At 73.4% G+C, this 14,862-nt stretch carries 16 protein-coding genes; 6 read left to right on the plus strand and 10 right to left on the minus strand.

The genetic code is table 11. The features are described 5' to 3' along the window. The first annotated feature begins 215 nt into the window (after positions 1-215). Positions 216-788, plus strand: a complete 573-nt coding sequence (locus OG522_RS05410; protein WP_329461774.1) for an inositol oxygenase family protein — start codon at positions 216-218, stop codon at positions 786-788. Between the two features lie 64 nt (positions 789-852). On the opposite strand, the gene OG522_RS05415 is transcribed toward OG522_RS05410, so the two are convergent. The 4 genes from OG522_RS05415 to OG522_RS05430 form a co-directional block, all read right to left on the minus strand. Next, positions 853-2,379 (minus strand): SDR family NAD(P)-dependent oxidoreductase, encoded by a 1,527-nt coding sequence (locus OG522_RS05415; RefSeq protein ID WP_329461775.1) that lies wholly within the window; start codon positions 2,377-2,379, stop codon positions 853-855. 265 nt (positions 2,380-2,644) lie between these two features. Then, on the minus strand, positions 2,645-3,190 hold the full coding sequence (locus OG522_RS05420; RefSeq protein ID WP_329461776.1) for a Clp protease N-terminal domain-containing protein: 546 nt from the start codon (positions 3,188-3,190) through the stop codon (positions 2,645-2,647). A gap of 2 nt (positions 3,191-3,192) precedes the next feature. Next, on the minus strand, positions 3,193-3,435 hold the full coding sequence (locus OG522_RS05425) for a hypothetical protein (protein ID WP_329461777.1): 243 nt from the start codon (positions 3,433-3,435) through the stop codon (positions 3,193-3,195). Positions 3,436-3,500: 65 nt separating this feature from the next. Continuing rightward, positions 3,501-4,238, minus strand: coding sequence for a (2Fe-2S)-binding protein (locus OG522_RS05430; protein WP_329461778.1), 738 nt, complete (start codon positions 4,236-4,238; stop codon positions 3,501-3,503). A 315-nt stretch (positions 4,239-4,553) separates the two neighbouring features. On the opposite strand from OG522_RS05430, the gene OG522_RS05435 reads away from it, so the two are divergent. Then, the gene (locus OG522_RS05435; protein ID WP_329461779.1) at positions 4,554-5,483 is read left to right on the plus strand and encodes a DMT family transporter; all 930 of its coding nucleotides are present in this window, start codon (positions 4,554-4,556) and stop codon (positions 5,481-5,483) included. Here the strand turns inward: OG522_RS05435 and OG522_RS05440 are convergent. Then, positions 5,453-6,640, minus strand: coding sequence for a transglycosylase family protein (locus OG522_RS05440; protein WP_329461780.1), 1,188 nt, complete (start codon positions 6,638-6,640; stop codon positions 5,453-5,455). The genes OG522_RS05435 and OG522_RS05440 overlap by 31 nt on opposite strands. A 229-nt stretch (positions 6,641-6,869) precedes the next feature. Between OG522_RS05440 and gndA the strand changes: the two genes are divergently transcribed. After that, positions 6,870-8,312 carry an NADP-dependent phosphogluconate dehydrogenase gene (gndA, locus tag OG522_RS05445; protein WP_329461781.1) on the plus strand — a complete coding sequence of 481 codons (1,443 nt, stop codon included), beginning with the start codon at positions 6,870-6,872 and terminating at the stop codon, positions 8,310-8,312. Positions 8,313-8,940: 628 nt separating this feature from the next. Here the strand turns inward: gndA and OG522_RS05450 are convergent. The 5 genes from OG522_RS05450 to OG522_RS05470 all read right to left on the minus strand — a co-directional run bounded on the left by OG522_RS05450 (position 8,941) and on the right by OG522_RS05470 (position 12,649). Then, complete coding sequence (locus OG522_RS05450; RefSeq protein ID WP_329461782.1) at positions 8,941-9,573, minus strand: aspartate/glutamate racemase family protein; 633 nt, start codon at positions 9,571-9,573, stop codon at positions 8,941-8,943. A gap of 151 nt (positions 9,574-9,724) precedes the next feature. After that, positions 9,725-10,156: an aspartate 1-decarboxylase gene (panD, locus tag OG522_RS05455; protein WP_329461783.1), complete on the minus strand. Its 432-nt coding sequence runs from the start codon at positions 10,154-10,156 to the stop codon at positions 9,725-9,727. 204 nt (positions 10,157-10,360) lie between these two features. Beyond that, the gene (locus OG522_RS05460; protein ID WP_329461784.1) at positions 10,361-10,891 is read right to left on the minus strand and encodes a DoxX family protein; all 531 of its coding nucleotides are present in this window, start codon (positions 10,889-10,891) and stop codon (positions 10,361-10,363) included. Between the two features lie 424 nt (positions 10,892-11,315). After that, positions 11,316-12,257, minus strand: a complete 942-nt coding sequence (locus OG522_RS05465; protein ID WP_329461785.1) for a M56 family metallopeptidase — start codon at positions 12,255-12,257, stop codon at positions 11,316-11,318. Continuing rightward, complete coding sequence (locus OG522_RS05470) at positions 12,254-12,649, minus strand: BlaI/MecI/CopY family transcriptional regulator (protein WP_443074663.1); 396 nt, start codon at positions 12,647-12,649, stop codon at positions 12,254-12,256. The genes OG522_RS05465 and OG522_RS05470 overlap by 4 nt, the downstream gene beginning before the upstream one ends. Positions 12,650-12,772: 123 nt before the next feature. Between OG522_RS05470 and OG522_RS05475 the strand changes: the two genes are divergently transcribed. From OG522_RS05475 to OG522_RS05485, 3 genes are read left to right on the plus strand one after another with little or no spacing between them, the layout of a single operon-like run. Next, on the plus strand, positions 12,773-13,447 hold the full coding sequence (locus OG522_RS05475; RefSeq protein WP_329461786.1) for a DedA family protein: 675 nt from the start codon (positions 12,773-12,775) through the stop codon (positions 13,445-13,447). After that, positions 13,447-14,028, plus strand: a complete 582-nt coding sequence (locus OG522_RS05480) for a phosphatase PAP2 family protein (RefSeq protein WP_329461787.1) — start codon at positions 13,447-13,449, stop codon at positions 14,026-14,028. Before OG522_RS05475 ends, OG522_RS05480 begins: the two co-directional genes overlap by 1 nt. Continuing rightward, on the plus strand, positions 14,025-14,693 hold the full coding sequence (locus OG522_RS05485; protein ID WP_329461788.1) for a phosphatase PAP2 family protein: 669 nt from the start codon (positions 14,025-14,027) through the stop codon (positions 14,691-14,693). Before OG522_RS05480 ends, OG522_RS05485 begins: the two co-directional genes overlap by 4 nt. Positions 14,694-14,862: the final 169 nt, after the last annotated feature.

Raw genomic sequence — 14,862 nt, forward strand, 5'->3', positions numbered from 1 at the left:
CACGGCCACAGGTTGCGCGCCGGATCCGGAACGGGCCTCGAAGGTTGGTGGACCCGCTGTGGCTACCGTTCGGTTCAGAGTAACCAAATGAGCGCGGTCGCGCTCGATAGCGCCGCTTCCTTTGCGTCAACTTTCCTTCGCCGAGCGTTCAGCCCGGTGTTCATCCCGCCATGATCTCCTCTTGGGGTCGCTGCCGCGCGCGGGGAGGAGACCACATGGAGCTGTCGAGCAGGACCGGTCCGGCGGCGCCCGTGCGCTCGGTCGACGAGCTGATGGAACTGCTCGAAGCCTGCCGCGGAGCCTGGGACACCCCGGACCGCAGCGGCGATCCGGTCGACCTGCACGATCACGCGTTGCAGACCGCCCACCTGCTGCGCCGCTCGCACCCGGCCGACAAGGAGCTCCAGGTCGCGGGGCTCGTACACGATCTCGGCCATCTGCTCCGACCGGGTGACGACGCGGGCCACGCCGACACCGTGGCGCGGGTGGTGCGGCCGCTGCTCGGCGGGCGGGTGGCCCAGCTCGTACGGCTGCACGTTCCGGCGAAGCGCTATCTGGCGGCCGTCGAGCCGGACCGCACCCTCTCGCCGCAGAGCGCGCTGACGCTGCGGGCGCAGGGCGGGGTGATGGGGCCCGAGGAGGCGGCGGCCTTCGCCCTGGACCCGCTGGCCGAGGACGCGGTGACGCTGCGGCAGGCCGACGACGCGGGCAAGGTCGTGGGGCTGGACGCGGGCGTCATGGAGGACTGGCGGCCGGTGCTTGAGCGTGTCGCCGGGGAGCTCAAGTAGCCCTCGCGCGGCGGCTGTTGAAGACAAGGGGGCGGCACTTGCGCGCCGCCCCCGAAATCGCGGACTACCAGTTGGCGGGTGCGTAGTCCTTGAGGAAGACGCTGTGCAGGTCCTCGCCGAGTTCGCCGCGCACGATCGGGTCGTAGACGCGGGCCGCGCCGTCCACGAGGTCGAGCGGGGCGTGGAAGCCCTCCTCGGCCAGGCGCAGCTTGTCGTGGTGCGGGCGCTCGTCGGTGATCCAGCCGGTGTCGACCGAGGTCATGAGGATCTTGTCGGTCTCGAACATCTCCTGGCCGCTGGTCCGGGTGACCATGTTCATGGCCGCCTTGGCGGCGTTGGTGTTGGGGTGCCCGGCGCCCTTGTAGCCGCGGCTGAAGACGCCTTCCATCGCCGAGACGTTCACCACGTAGGCACGGCCGTTCGGCGCCTTGCGGGCGGCCTCGGCCATCACCGGGCGCAGGCTGCTGATCAGGATGAACGGCGCGGTGTAGTTGCACAGCTGCGTTTCGAGCAGCTCGACCGGCGAGATCTGGTCGATGGACTGCACCCAGGTGTTGGTGTCGACGACGTCCGGGAGCAGACCCCCCGCGTCGAGGGCGGTGCCGTCCTGGTGCCGGGCGAGGCTGGCGTTGCCCGCGACCAGGGCGAGGTCGGCGACCCGCTGGGCGTCGAGACCGGAGGTGCCGGCGGGCAGCGCCGTCAGACCGTCGACCGCACCGGAGTTGAAGGCGCCGATGACGTGGCGGGCGGGGAGCTCGCCGGCGGGCAGTGCCGCGCTCTCGCCGTCGACCAGGGCGGCGTAGGCGGACGGCAGCCGGCGCACGGTCTGGGTGGCGTTGTTGATCAGGATGTCCAGCGGTCCCTGCGCCGCGGTCCGCTCGGCCAGGGCGACCGCCTGCGCCGGGTCGCGCAGGTCGATGCCGACGACTTCGAGGCGGTGCATCCAGTCCGCGGAGTCGTCCATCGCCTTGAAGCGGCGGATCGCGTCGTTCGGGAAGCGGGTCGTGATCGTGGTGTGCGCGCCGTCACGAAGGAGCCGCAGGGCGATGTACATGCCGATCTTGGCGCGGCCGCCGGTGAGCAGGGCGCGCTTGCCGGTGAGATCGGTGCGGGCGTCGCGGCGGGCCCGGTTCTCGGCGGCGCACTTCTGGCACAGCTGGTGGTAGAACGCGTCGACCTCGACGTACCGGCCCTTGCAGATGTAGCAGGACCGGGGGCGCTGGAGTATGCCCGCGATCTCGCCGGTGACGGACGAGGACGGCAACAGGCCTTCGGTCTCGTCGTCGATGCGCTCGGCGGAGCCGGTGGCGGTGGCCTCGGTGACGGCGCGGTCGTGGGCGGTCTTGGCGGCGCGGCGCTCCTGGCGACGGCGCTGCTTCACGGTCCGGTAGACGCCGGCGGTGGCGCGGCGCACGGTGATCGCGTCGGGATGGTCGACGTCGATCTGGTCGAGTTCCGCCAGCACGCTCAGGCAGAGCGCGAGCCGCTCGGGGTCGATGCCGGGCCCGAAGTCCTGGTCAACGCCCTGCTCGGGCCGCTCGTCGACACCGGGACCCTGCTCCTGGTCCTGGAAGTCCTCTGTCACCGTCATCGCCGCTGGGTTCCTCGATCATCCGTGGGTATCACGTTCCCAAAAGCGCCATGGTACGGAGCGATCGCCGTCCGGACCAAACCGCCCGCCCCCGGGGAAGCGGAAGGGCCCGCGCCCCAAAGGGGCGCGGGGAACTGCGCGACCAGCGACAACGGACCCGCAGCCGAGCACAGGGAACGCTCAGCGCCCCGCGGGCGGCGCCGCCCGTGGTGAACCAGGGTTGGGGCGCGCCCGGATCTCCGGGAGCGCCCCAACTCACCTGACCCTAGGGGTGGTTCGGGGCGACCTGGGCCAGTACCGCCGCGCGCAGCCCGGAGGGATCCGCGCCCAGTGCCGCCAGGACGTCGAGTCCTCGCCCCTCGCCGGCCGCCAGTAGACCGAGCAGCACGTGTTCCGTGCCGAACCGGTCGTGCCCGAGAGCCTTCGCCTCGCGAAGGGTGCACTCCAGGGCCTTCTTCGCGTGCGCCGTGTACGCGGGCCTCGGGTACTGGAACGCGCCGGGGCCGAAGCTGCTGTCGGCCTGGCGCTTGATCTCCTCGACATCGATGCCGATCGAGGCGAGAGCGTCCTTGGCGGGCTGCCCGCCGGTGCTCGGTACCCCGGCCGCTTCGAGGAGCCGTACGGTCTCCTCACGGGCGCGCTCCAGCCCGAGGCCCTGTGCGGTCAGCACCTCCCAGGCGGTGCTGTCCTCGGTTGCGGCGAGGCCGAGCAGGATGTGCTCCGTGCCGATGAAGTCGTGACCGAGGGCGATCGCCTCGTCCTGCGACGCGACCACCGCCCGCCTGGCGCACTCGGTGAAAAACTCGAACACCTTCAGTCCTCCTTGCCCGTGGCCTTGCGCCTGCTCGCATGCTTTTCGTGCACCGACTGCCTGCTGACCTGCAACGACGTGGCAATGCTCTGCCAGGACCAGCCCTGGTCGCGGGCGTTGTCCACGTGGACGCGCTCCAGTTCCTCCAGGAGGCGGCGCAGCGCGACGACCGCCGCGAGACCGACGGCGGGGTCCTTGTTGGTGACCTGTCCGGCCAGCGAGGCCGGTGTGTCCTCAGCTCCCATGCCTGTCAGGGTGCCCTGACAGGCATGGGACTGTCAAGGAATCCTGACACTCTTCCGCCCGGCTGCTACGGGTGCCGCCGCTCGGGCGCCGTACGCCGAGAAGAGGGCTGCGGCGGTCGCTCGAAGACGCAGTCCCCGCACAGTCCACCGCCGGGGCAGCGGTAGTAGAGACAGCAGCTGCCGCGCCGGAAGGCCCCGCCCGCCAACAGGGTTCCCGTGTCCGCGAGTTGGGGATGAGCGAGGAGTTCGGCACCCAGGGCCAGGGCCCGCTCCGCCACCTCGGGACGGTTCGTCTTCCGCGCCCAGGCGTGGAGTTCGCGCACGGCTCCGGCGAGCGCGGACCCGGCGTTTCCGCGCAGCAGCCCGTGCGAGACCGCGGTGTCCCGGCGGACCGCGTCGGCGAGCGGGGCGAGGTGACCGTCGAGCACCAGCTCCACGAGGCCTTCGACGGTGGCCTGGCGCGACCGCGCACCGGGATCGAGCAGCAGATCGTCCGGCGAGCTCCGCCCGCCGTCCCAGTACAGCCGGTCCGGCGCGAGGTCCGGCAGTACGCCGTGCAGGACGGCGGGGCCGAGGGCGATCGACCAGAGCCGGGCGGCGAGGCCCAGCTGCGCGATGGAGGCGGCCGCCCGGCGTTCGGCTGCGCCGAGTCGGGCGGCCACCGTGTCGATGCGGTCGGTGAGCGGCGCCGTCCGCCCCGCGTACAGGGAGCCGAGCGCAACGTACGAGTGGGTGGCGTGGCCCGTGCGGAGCGCGAAAAATCCGCCGACCGACGAGGTCTCCGCCCATTCCTCAGGAGTCAAGACGCTTGCCCTTCGTGGGGATCATGGCGCGTTCACGCCGGTCGGTCTGGCAGTACGTGCCAGCGTGGCACGAACCCGTCGGCGCTCGGCCGCCCGCCCCGTGCGCCCGGCGCACGGGCGATCGGCCCCAACGCCTACCCGCCCCAACCGGAGGGTGATCTTCCATGCCTCTTGACGGCCCTTTTGAGCTGCGCTTTTACTGAAAGTCCGATATCTGTGACGACTTTGGTCGTACGCCCCTACTCCTTCTGGAGTACACGGCAATCGGTGCTCAGGGACGACGACACGGGGTCCGCAACGAGACATCGTGGAGTTATGAGCGCCCTTGTCCTGGCCGTGCTGCTGTCCCTGGTCTCCGCCGTCGCCTACGCGGCCGCGGCGATCGTTCAGGAGCGCGTCGCCGCGTCCGCCCCGAGCAGCGTGTACGCCCCCGTACGCCGCCCGGCGTGGTGGGGCTCGGTCACCCTCAACGGCCTCGGCGCCGGCCTGCACGTGGCGGCCCTGGCCTGTGGCCCGCTCACGCTGGTGCAGCCGATGGGCGCGCTCACCATCGTGTTCGCACTGCCCATGTCGGCCGTACTGATCCACCGCCGGGCGGGCCCGACCGCCTGGCGCGGCGCCGTGATGGCCACCGTGGGGCTGGCCGGCTTGCTGGCGCTGACCCGGGGCGTGGACGCGGACGCGCTCGCGATGGGGCAGCGACTCGTCCTGGCGGCGGCCGGGTTCGGTGGGGTCGCCGCGCTCTTCGTGGCGTCCAAGGCCCTGCGCCGGTCGGCCACCCGCTGTGTTCTGCTCGCCACCGCGGCCGGCAGCGCCTTCGCCATGGCCTCGGTGTTCACCAAGTCCGTCGCGCAGGACTGGCAGTCGGAGCCGTCACTGGCCGAGTTGCCCAGCCTCTTCGCGATAGCCGGCTTCGCGCTCTCGGGCCTGCTGCTCTCGCAGGCTTCCTACCGGGGCGCGGGTCTCGCGGCGCCGCTCGCGACGGTCACCGTCGTCAACCCGGTGGTCGCAGCGGCCATCGGCCTGACCCTGTTCGGCGAATCCTTCCGGTACGGAACGGCGGGCACCGCGATCGCCCTCGGCTTCGGCGTGGTGGCCGCGGGCGGGCTGATCCTGCTCACCACGGAACGGCTGAGCGCGGGTCGCCACGAGGGCGTCCCGGCCCAGGGCATACCCCCGGCGCCCGGCCCCGCCGAGCACCGGGCGCAGCCGGATCAGACGGTGACGCCGCCCGCCCTGAGGTAGGCCAGCGGGTCGACGTCGGACCCGTACGCCGGTCCGGTCCGGATCTCGAAGTGCAGGTGCGGCCCGGTCGCGTTGCCGGTGGACCCCGAACGCCCTATCCGCTGACCGGTGTTGACCTGCTGACCGGCCTTCACGGAGAGCGCCGAGAGGTGCGCGTACTGGCTGTACCGGCCGTCGTGGTGCCGGATCACCACCTGGTATCCGTAGGAGCCGCCCCAGCCGGCCTCGACGACCGTGCCCGAGGTGACCGCCTTGACGGTGGTGCCGGTGGAGACCGGGAAGTCGACGCCTGTGTGGTAGCCGCTCGCCCACGACGAACCCGCCTTGTGGTACGGGGTGCTCGGGCTCGCGACGACCGGGGCGGTGAAGCCGGCGGACTTGGCGGCGGGCTTCGTCGCGGGCTGCTTGGCGGACGGGGCCTTGGCGGGCGCCCGGGACGCGGGCACCGTCGGCTTCGACGGAGCCGCCGGCTTCGCGGGGGCCGCGCCGGGCACGGTCAGGTGCTGGCCGGGACGGATGAGGTCGGGGTCGGCGCCGACGACCGTGCGGTTCGCGGCGTACAACTGGGCCCAGCCGCCCCGGACCTGCTCGCTCTCGGCGATCTTGGCCAGCGAGTCGCCGTGCACGACGGTGTACGAGTGCCGCTTGCCCGGGACCTTGGTGGGGCTCGCGGCTTCGGGCTTCTTCGCGGCGGCGGGCCGGGGCGCCGGTTTCGGCGCGGCCTGGGGCTTGATCTCGGTGCGGTGCTGGGTGGTGGTGCTCAGCTGCGGGGCCGCACCGCCCCGGGTGAGACCCGCCTGGGCCGAGCAGACGGGCCACGCGCCCGGCCCCTGCCCCTTGAGGACCTTCTCGGCGATCGCGATCTGCTGGTCCCGGGTGGCCAGGTCCGCGCGCGGCGCGTACTGACGGCCGCCGTACGCCTCCCAGGTCGACTGGCTGAACTGGAGCCCGCCGTAGTAGCCGTTGCCCGAGTTGATGTGCCAGTTGTTGGTGGACTCGCAGGCCGCGACCTTGTTCCAGATGTCGACGGAAGCGGCGTCCGCGGTACCCACGGCGACCAGCGGGAGCGCGATTCCCGCACCGCCCGCCGTGACCGTCAACGATGCTCGGTTGATCCGGCTCGGCTGATACCGGCGGTGCCGGCCGCGTAAGGCCATGAGTCCCCCTCGAAGGCATCAAGAGCCGCCAAAATAGGGGCTGCGAAGAGGCCATGACAAGGGGTTGGGCAAGCGGAGGGAGGGCTTCAGCGCGGGCGGTCCCTCCAGCCCGGCGGGTCGGGACTCCCGACGCCGCGCCGTGACGTGGCGTGTTACGTACTGTGGGCGGGAGTGCGCGCCGTGGCGCACGCACATGGCCCGCGAACCCCGAGGATCCAGGAGCACACGCATGAGTGGAACAGCCCAGATCGGCGTCACCGGACTCGCGGTCATGGGCCGCAACCTCGCCCGCAACTTCGCCCGCAACGGATTCACCGTCGCCGTTCACAACCGGACGGCCGCCAAGACCCGGGCGCTGGTGGAGGAGTTCGGTGCCGAGGGCACGTTCGTGGCGGCGGAGTCGGCCGAGGATTTCGTGGCGGCCCTCGAACGCCCGCGCCGGCTGGTCGTCATGGTCAAGGCGGGCGAGCCGACGGACGCGGTGATCCAGGAGTTCGCAGCGCTCCTGGAGCCGGGCGACGTCATCATCGACGGCGGCAACGCGCACTTCGAGGACACCCGTCGGCGCGAGCGCGAACTGCGCGAGCGGGGCATCCACTTCGTGGGCGCCGGCATCTCGGGCGGCGAGGAGGGCGCACTGCACGGGCCGAGCATCATGCCGGGCGGCCCGGCCGAGTCGTACGAGTCGCTCGGCCCGCTCCTGGAGCGGATCGCGGCGAAGGCCCCGGACGGCACGCCGTGTGTCACCCATGTCGGCCCCGACGGCGCGGGCCACTTCGTGAAGATGGTGCACAACGGCATCGAGTACGCCGACATGCAGCTGATCGCGGAGGCGTACCACCTGCTCCGCGCGGTCGCGGGCTACTCCCCCGAGAAGATCGCCGAGACGTTCAAGGAGTGGAACACCGGGCGTCTCGACTCCTACCTCATCGAGATCACGGCACAGGTGCTCGCCCATGTCGACGCGGCGACCGGCAAGCCGTTCATCGACGTGGTCGAGGACCGGGCGGAGCAGAAGGGCACCGGCCGCTGGACGGTGCAGATCGCGCTCGACCTCGGCGTCCCGGTGTCGGGCATCGCCGAGGCGGTGTTCGCCCGTTCGCTCTCGGGCCACGCCGAGCTGCGCGAGGCGGCCCGCTCCCTGGCGGGGCCGACGGCCACCGCCCTGAGCGAGGCCGAGGCGACCGCCTTCGCCGCGCAGGTGGAGCAGGCGCTGTACGCCTCGAAGATCGTGTCGTACACCCAGGGCTTCCACCAGATCCAGGCGGGCAGCGAGACGTACGACTGGAACGTGGATCCGGGCACGGTCGCGGCGATCTGGCGCGCCGGGTGCATCATCCGGGCCGCGTTCCTCGACCGGATCCGGGGCGCCTACGACGCGCAGCCCGACCTGCCGAGCCTGCTCTCGGACAAGCGCTTCGCCGACGAGATCGGGGCGGCGCAGGACGACTGGCGCGCGGTGGTCGTGGCGGCGACCCGGCAGGGCGTGCCGGCGCCCGGCTTCTCGGCGGCCCTCGCGTACTACGACGCGCTGCGGGCCGAGCGCCTCCCGGCGGCGCTCACTCAGGGCCAGCGCGACTTCTTCGGCGCGCACACCTATCGGCGCACCGACCGGGAGGGGTCGTTCCACACGCTGTGGGGCGGGGACCGCTCCGAGGTCGGCGCCGGCTGATCAACGGCGGCTTCAGCGGGCCGACTCCGCCGCGCTTCAGCCGGCCGGTTCGGGCTGCGGCGGATGTGGCACGGGTTCCGGGCCGGGCGGCTGGGGCACCGGATCCGGCAGATCGGGGTCGGGCCCCGGCTTCGGCGGCACGGGGTCCGGCCCGGGTGCCGGAGGCTTGGGGTCGGGCCCGGGTGCCGGAGGCGCGGGGTCGGGCCCCGGCGGACCGGGCAGCGGCCCGGGTTCGGGGTCGGGAAGCGGCGAGGGCCACGGCGGCGTGGGCTCGGGGTGCGGGACGGAAAGGCCGGGGACGGCGAAGTGTGTGGGCTCACTGTTCGCGGCGCGGCGGGGACGGGGGTCGCGCATGGCGGGTCCCGCGGGCGGATCGTTCGTGGTCGGGTCATGCGCCACGGGCCCCGGGTACGGACCGCTCACAACGGGGTCGTGCATGGCGGGTCCCGCGTGTGGATCGCCCATGGTCGGATCGCTCGTGGTCGGGTCGTGCATGGTCGGCCTCCTGGAGTCTCCGTTCAGCTTCACCTGCGCGCGTGCCCGGCGCCCGCCGGTTCAACCCGTCCGGGTGTGACTCTCGGCGGCGGGCACAGCGGCGAGGCGGCCGACCGCTGCCCACAGCGTTCTCTCAGCGCACTGCGGCGGCCGCCGCCCGCAGCCCCGGGCGGGGGCTGGAGAGAACCGGGACCTGGGTCGTCGTCCGGGCGGCGGCGGGGGCCATCGAGGCTTGGGCGAGGACGATGACATCGACGTCCGTCAGTGCGTCCAGCGTCTCCGCGACAGCCGCGACGTAGCTGTCCGGGTCACCCGATTCGAAGTGCGCCCAGGCGTCTTCCGCGAGGACCGTACGCAACGCGACGGGCCGCTCCCCGGCCTCCTCGCGGATCAGCGCCGTCGTCGGCTCCAGGGTGGACGCCACGGTTGCCACCACCGCGATGCGGGAGCCCCGGGCTACGGCGGCCGCGGCCATCGGCCGGTCGACACGGAGCACCGGGACGCCGAGCGACACCGACGCGGCCTCGGCGACCGCGCCGATGGTGGAACACGTGCACAGCACCGCGTCCGCGCCCTGGGCCACCGCCGCCGCGAGGATGCTCTCGACGGACCCGGCCACGGCCTCCGGCCCCAACTCCCGTGCCTGGCTGAGCAGTTGCTCGTGCACCAGGTGGCGCAGTTCGAGGCCCGGGGCGTCCTCGTCGCGCAGGGCCTCGAAGACGGGAACGTGGACCGGGGAAGTGTGGAGCAGCGCGAGGACGTTCACCAGAGCTCCGGCTTCGCGTCGAGCGTGAAGCAGCCGAAGCGAGGGACCGCTTCACCGTGCTCGAACGCCTCCCGAACACCCTTGGAGCGGTCGTCTCGGAACTCTGCCATGCGTACTGGGTCCTCTCCTGCTGACGGCCGCCGCGGCCGGTTCAGCCCTGGGGGGCGGGTATCCGGGCGTGCGGGCTGCGCTGCTGGTCGCTGCCAGGTACCGGCGCGGAGGTGTCGCTGCCGAGCTCCACGATCCGGTTGTCGGCGTCCACGTGCACCACGCTGGGCCGCAGCGTGCGGGCCTCGGCGTCGTCCACCTGGGCGTAGCTGATGAGGATCACCAGGTCGCCGGGGTGCACGAGATGGGCGGCGGCACCATTGATGCCGATGACGCCGGAGCCCCGCTCGCCCTCGATGACGTACGTCTCCAGGCGGTTGCCGTTGTCGATGTCGACGATGTGCACGAGTTCACCGGGCAGCAGGTCGGCCGCCTCCATCAGCTCGGCGTCGACGGTGACCGAGCCCACGTAGTGGAGGTCGGCCTGGGTCACGGTGGCACGGTGGATCTTGGACTTGAACATGGTGCGCAGCACAGCGTCACACTCCTGCCGGACAGAGGGTCGCGGCCCAGGGCGGGGTACGCGCCAACGTCTGACAGGGTACGACTCCGGATCACCGGGGCGGCAGGCGGCCCGGCCCCGGCCCAGCGCGACATCCCGGAGGCGGCCCGGCCCGGCCCAGCGCAACAGTCCGGCAGGCGGCCCAGCCTCGACCCGGCGCGACAGTCGGGCCCCGGCTCAGTCGAAGGTTTCCACCTCGGCCTGGGCCTGTTCCCTGGCCCGGCGGCCGACCACCGCCGCGGCCGCCACGGCGCTGCCGAGGAAGGCCAGCGCGACGGTCCAGGGCTGGTCGACCACGTGGTCCGTGGCGTGGTCGAGGGAGTAGCGACCCGCGCCGGTGAGGCCGATCGCGGCCGCGGTGAAACCGAGGAACGCCGGGTATTCGAAGCCGCCGCCCTGGCTGAAGAATCCGGCCGGTGCGTGCACGGCGACGGCGCCCGCCATGGCTCCGGCCGCCGCGGCCCCGGCGGCCGGGGTGGCGAGGCCGACGGCCAGCAGGACGCCGCCGCCCATCTCGCCGAGCCCGGCCGCCATCGCGCTCTGCCTGCCGGGGCGGAAGCCCATGTGCTCCATGGCGGCGGCGGTGCCTTCGAGCCCGCTGCCGCCGAAGCAGCCGAACAGTTTCTGGGCGCCGTGCGCCATCAGCACCGCACCGGTGCCGGCCCGCAGGACGAGCAGTCCGAGGTCACGTCGGCTGAGGCAGGTCATGGCTTCTCCCGGGGCGTGGGGCAATGGGCTCGGGACCCACTCTCCGGGGCGCACGGCGCCGACCCGCAGTGTTGCTGAGCCGTACGGGTCACGGGCGCGGTCGGAGTCAGCGCCGCACGAGGCGCGGGCGCTGCCCGGGTCGGAGTGCCGTACGGGGACGCCCCGCGCCCGGGGGCCGGGCGTAGCCGGGGCCGGGCGTAGCCGGGGCCGGGCGTAGCCGGAAGCGCGTGGCCCCATTACGCGCGCCCCCGCCCGGGACCGGGCGGATCCTCCCAGCCGGGACGGCCCTGTGTGGGCTCGCCCAAGCCCGGCGCGATGGCGCGGCCGCCAAGGGGCGCGGGGAACCGCCGGTAAGGGGCGCGGGGAACCGCGCGACCGGCCACGGATCGCCCGCGGATTTCGAACCGAGCTTCCAGCGGAGCGCTTAGCGGTGGCCGGTCTCACCCTGGGCAGTCTCGATGCCGCCGTGCAGATCCGCGGCCGCCTCGATCGCCGAGGCGGCCGAGACGCACAGGCAGCCGAGGACGACGGCCGCTATCAGCCGGGCGCCGCGCCCACGGGGCAGCCTGGGTGCGGGGCGGCGGTCCAGGAGGGCGGCGACCCTGCGTGGCACCGGTCCGGCCGCCGCGGCGAGGACCGCGCGCGGGCGGCCAGGGGCGGCGACGGCCCGCGAGGCGAGGGCGGCGCGGCCGATGGCGCGCGCGGCGAGCTTGCGGTCGCCGACAGCTCCGGCGGCGTACTCGTCGGCGGACCGCTCCAGGGCGTAGGCGAGGGGATCGCGCAGCGCGCGCAGCGCGGGGTGGCAGTGCGCGGCGAGCTCGGCGGCTGCCAGGAACAGGTGGTGGCGGCCGACGAGGTGGCCCCGCTCGTGGGCGAACAGGGCTTCCCGCTCGGCGGGGTCGAGGGCGCGCAGCATCCCGGTGGTGACGACGATCCGACCGGGGCGGCCGGGCAGCGCGTACGCGTCGGGGCTCGGGTCGCGCAGTACGGCGAGCTCGCCGGTCCCGGGCGCCAACTGCCGCCGGGCGGCGCGCAGTTCGGCGAACTGACGGCGGGCGGTGCGGACCAGCGCGGTCCCCGCCACGGCGAACAGCCCGGCCGCGGTGGCCGCGGCCGGGAAGGCGAGCCAGGCCGGGAGCGCGTCCAGCGGGGCCACCAGGTTTTCCAGCGAGGCGAAGAACGGCAGTCGCAGCGCACCGGCCAGCGCGAGCAGGCCGAGGGCCGCGGTCGAGCAGGCGGCGAGTCCGGTGGCCGCGACGGCGAGCAGCCAGGCGGCGGGCCGCGGCGGCAGCGCCTCGGCGAGCCGACGGGCGGCGGGCACCGCGAGGAACGGCACGAGGAACGGGATCCAGACGAAGAAGATCATCGGCCGTCGCCTCCGGAGCCCTCCAGGAGCGCGCGCAGCAGCTGCTCGTCCGCGTCGCTGAGCTGGGAGACGAATCGGGCGAGCACCGTGGAGCGGTCCTCCTCCTTGGCCAGCTCGGTGTGCATGCGGCGGGCGGTGAGCCCCGGCGCGTCCTCGGTGGGCGTGTACGCGTAGCCGCGCCCGGCGCGCTGACGGGTGGCCGCGCCCTTCTCGTAGAGGCGGGTGAGGATCGTCGTCACGGTGGTGCGGGCCAGGTCGCCGCCGAGCGCGGACTGGACCTCGCCGGGAGTGAGCGGGGCGTCGGCCGCCCAGAGGGCCGCGAGGACACCGGCCTCCAGTCCGCCCGCGGGCCGTCGCGCGTCCCCGTGCTCGCCTTCTCCCATGGCAGTCATGGAACGCTCCTCCCGCTTCATTCGTCTACAGTGCTGTAGACCGTCTACGTCACTGTAGTCAGCCGGGCCGTGCGCATCCGCAGGACGTACGGCCCGACCACCATTATGGGAGGGCCCACTGACATGGCCGTCGTACCCCTGTTCGCAGCCGCGGCGCCGCAGGCCGTGAACGTCCTCGACGCCGGGTCGCTGCTGGCCACGTTCGGCGCGCTCGGCATCGCCGTGGTGCTCTTCGCCGAGACCGGTCTGCTCGTCGGCTTCTTCCTGCCCGGCGATTCACTGCTGTTCACCGCGGGCCTGCTGTGCGTGCCCGGCGGCAACGGGCCGGTGTCGCTCTCGCTTCCGCAGGTCCTGATCGCGTCGGTGGTGGGCGCCCTCGTCGGCGCCCAGGCCGGGTACTGGATCGGCCGCCGCGGCGGGCGGGCCCTGCTCGCCCGCAGCAAGTCCCGCAAGCTGCACGAGGGCGCCGCCCGCGCCGAGGAACTGCTCGCCAAGTACGGCCACGCGAAGGCGATCGTGCTGGCCCGCTTCGTGCCCATCGTGCGTACGGTGCTGAACCCGCTCGCGGGCGCCCTCGGCGTACCGGCCCGCGTCTTCGCTCTCTGGCAGATCGTCGGCGGGGCCGTCTGGACCTGCGCGCTCATCCTCGGCGGTTACGCGCTCGGCTCGTCCGTGCCGAACATCGACCGGTATCTGCTGCCGCTCGTCGCGCTGGTCGTGGCGGTCTCGCTCACCCCCGTCGCGCTGGAAGTCCTGCGCGCCCGCCGGGCCCGTACGACCCCCGAGGACGCCGGCTGATGCACTTCGACGACGGGCTCTACACCTGGATCACCGGCCTGGCGCACCGCGCGCCCGGCCCGCTGGACACCGCCATCTCCCTCTGGTCGGACTTCGGGCTCGCGCTGTTCGCCGTGCTGATGGTCCTCGCCTGGTGGCGGGCCCGACCGCTCGACAGCGCCCGCACCGCCCTGGCGCTCGCCGCTCCGCTGATCGTGGTGGCGGCCTACGTCGTCAACGACCTCTTCAAGGTGGCCGTCCACGAGCAGCGCCCGTGTCAGACGCTGCACACCGTGACCGTCGAGGCCTGCCCGCCGCTCGGCGACTGGTCGTTCCCCAGCAACCACGCGGCGATCGCGGCCGCCGCGGCGGTGGCGATCCTGCTCACCGACCGGACGCTGGGCACGATCGCGGTCCCCGCAGCCCTCCTGATGGGCGCGTCGCGGGTCTGGATCGGGGCGCACTATCCGCACGACGTGGTGATCGGTCTGCTGGTCGGCACGGCCGTCGCCGCCGCTCTCGCCCCGGCGGCCCGCCGGTCCGCACCCATCGTGGAAAGACTGGCCGACACCAGGCTGCGGCCGCTGGTGACCGCTCGATGACGAAGGCCCGACGCACGGGCACGGCGGCCTGCGTGCTGCTTCTCCTGCTCGCCCTGCTCACGGCACTGGTCGCCGTGCGGCACGGGGCGCCGCTGCCGGGCGACCTGGCCCTGCACCGATGGCCCCTCCAGCACCGCCCGCCGGTCGCCCTGGTCACCGCCCGCGCCGTCACGGCGACCGGCACTGGGCCCCTCCCCTACGTCCTGGCCGCCGTCGCGGGCCTGGTAGCCGGAGGTCCCGGCGCACGGCGCTGGTACACGGCTGCCGGGGCCCTCGCGGTGCTCGCCCTCGGCCAGGCACTGCGGTACGGCCTGATGGCGGCCGTCGCCCGGCCCCGCCCGGCCGCCCTCGACTGGGCGACCACGGCCTCCGGTCACTCCTTCCCCTCGGGCCACACCACCACGAGCGCGATCACCGCCGGACTGCTCGCCTGGGCGGTGCTGACCCGCTCCCGTACCTCAGCCGCGCACATGACGGTCGCGCTGCTCCTGCTCTGGGCGGCCGCCGTCGGCCTGTCCCGGATCTACCTCGGCGTGCACTGGGCGAGCGATGTGCTGGGCGGCTGGCTGCTCGCCTCACTCTGGCTCTGCCTCGCCGCCCTGGCCACGGCCCCTCTGATGCGTGCGCGCACGACGGAGCCCGAACGGCCGGAGCCACCCGCCTGACCCGGATGAACCACCGGAACGACCTGAACCACCAGAACCACGCGGACCACGCGGACCACGCGTCAGGTGCGCGCCGTCCGTACCTCGCGCATCAACTCCCGTGCACGGCAAGGCGGTTGACGCGACCCCGAGGTGAACCCCGCACGTGCGGGCCCGCGTTCTCAGCCGT

Source organism: Streptomyces sp. NBC_01431, from assembly GCF_036231355.1.
In the GTDB taxonomy this organism is placed as follows: domain Bacteria; phylum Actinomycetota; class Actinomycetes; order Streptomycetales; family Streptomycetaceae; genus Streptomyces.

Excerpts from the sequence above, each read along its gene's own strand:
- OG522_RS05410 (WP_329461774.1), top strand. The coding sequence starts at position 216 with ATGGAGCTGTCGAGCAGGACCGGTCCGGCGGCGCCCGTGCGCTCGGTC.
- OG522_RS05415 (WP_329461775.1), bottom strand. The coding sequence starts at position 2,379 with ATGACGGTGACAGAGGACTTCCAGGACCAGGAGCAGGGTCCCGGTGTC.
- OG522_RS05425 (WP_329461777.1), bottom strand. The coding sequence starts at position 3,435 with ATGGGAGCTGAGGACACACCGGCCTCGCTGGCCGGACAGGTCACCAAC.
- OG522_RS05435 (WP_329461779.1), top strand. The coding sequence starts at position 4,554 with ATGAGCGCCCTTGTCCTGGCCGTGCTGCTGTCCCTGGTCTCCGCCGTC.
- OG522_RS05440 (WP_329461780.1), bottom strand. The coding sequence starts at position 6,640 with ATGGCCTTACGCGGCCGGCACCGCCGGTATCAGCCGAGCCGGATCAAC.
- gndA (WP_329461781.1), top strand. The coding sequence starts at position 6,870 with ATGAGTGGAACAGCCCAGATCGGCGTCACCGGACTCGCGGTCATGGGC.
- OG522_RS05460 (WP_329461784.1), bottom strand. The coding sequence starts at position 10,891 with ATGACCTGCCTCAGCCGACGTGACCTCGGACTGCTCGTCCTGCGGGCC.
- OG522_RS05465 (WP_329461785.1), bottom strand. The coding sequence starts at position 12,257 with ATGATCTTCTTCGTCTGGATCCCGTTCCTCGTGCCGTTCCTCGCGGTG.
- OG522_RS05470 (WP_443074663.1), bottom strand. The coding sequence starts at position 12,649 with ATGACTGCCATGGGAGAAGGCGAGCACGGGGACGCGCGACGGCCCGCG.
- OG522_RS05475 (WP_329461786.1), top strand. The coding sequence starts at position 12,773 with ATGGCCGTCGTACCCCTGTTCGCAGCCGCGGCGCCGCAGGCCGTGAAC.
- OG522_RS05480 (WP_329461787.1), top strand. The coding sequence starts at position 13,447 with ATGCACTTCGACGACGGGCTCTACACCTGGATCACCGGCCTGGCGCAC.
- OG522_RS05485 (WP_329461788.1), top strand. The coding sequence starts at position 14,025 with ATGACGAAGGCCCGACGCACGGGCACGGCGGCCTGCGTGCTGCTTCTC.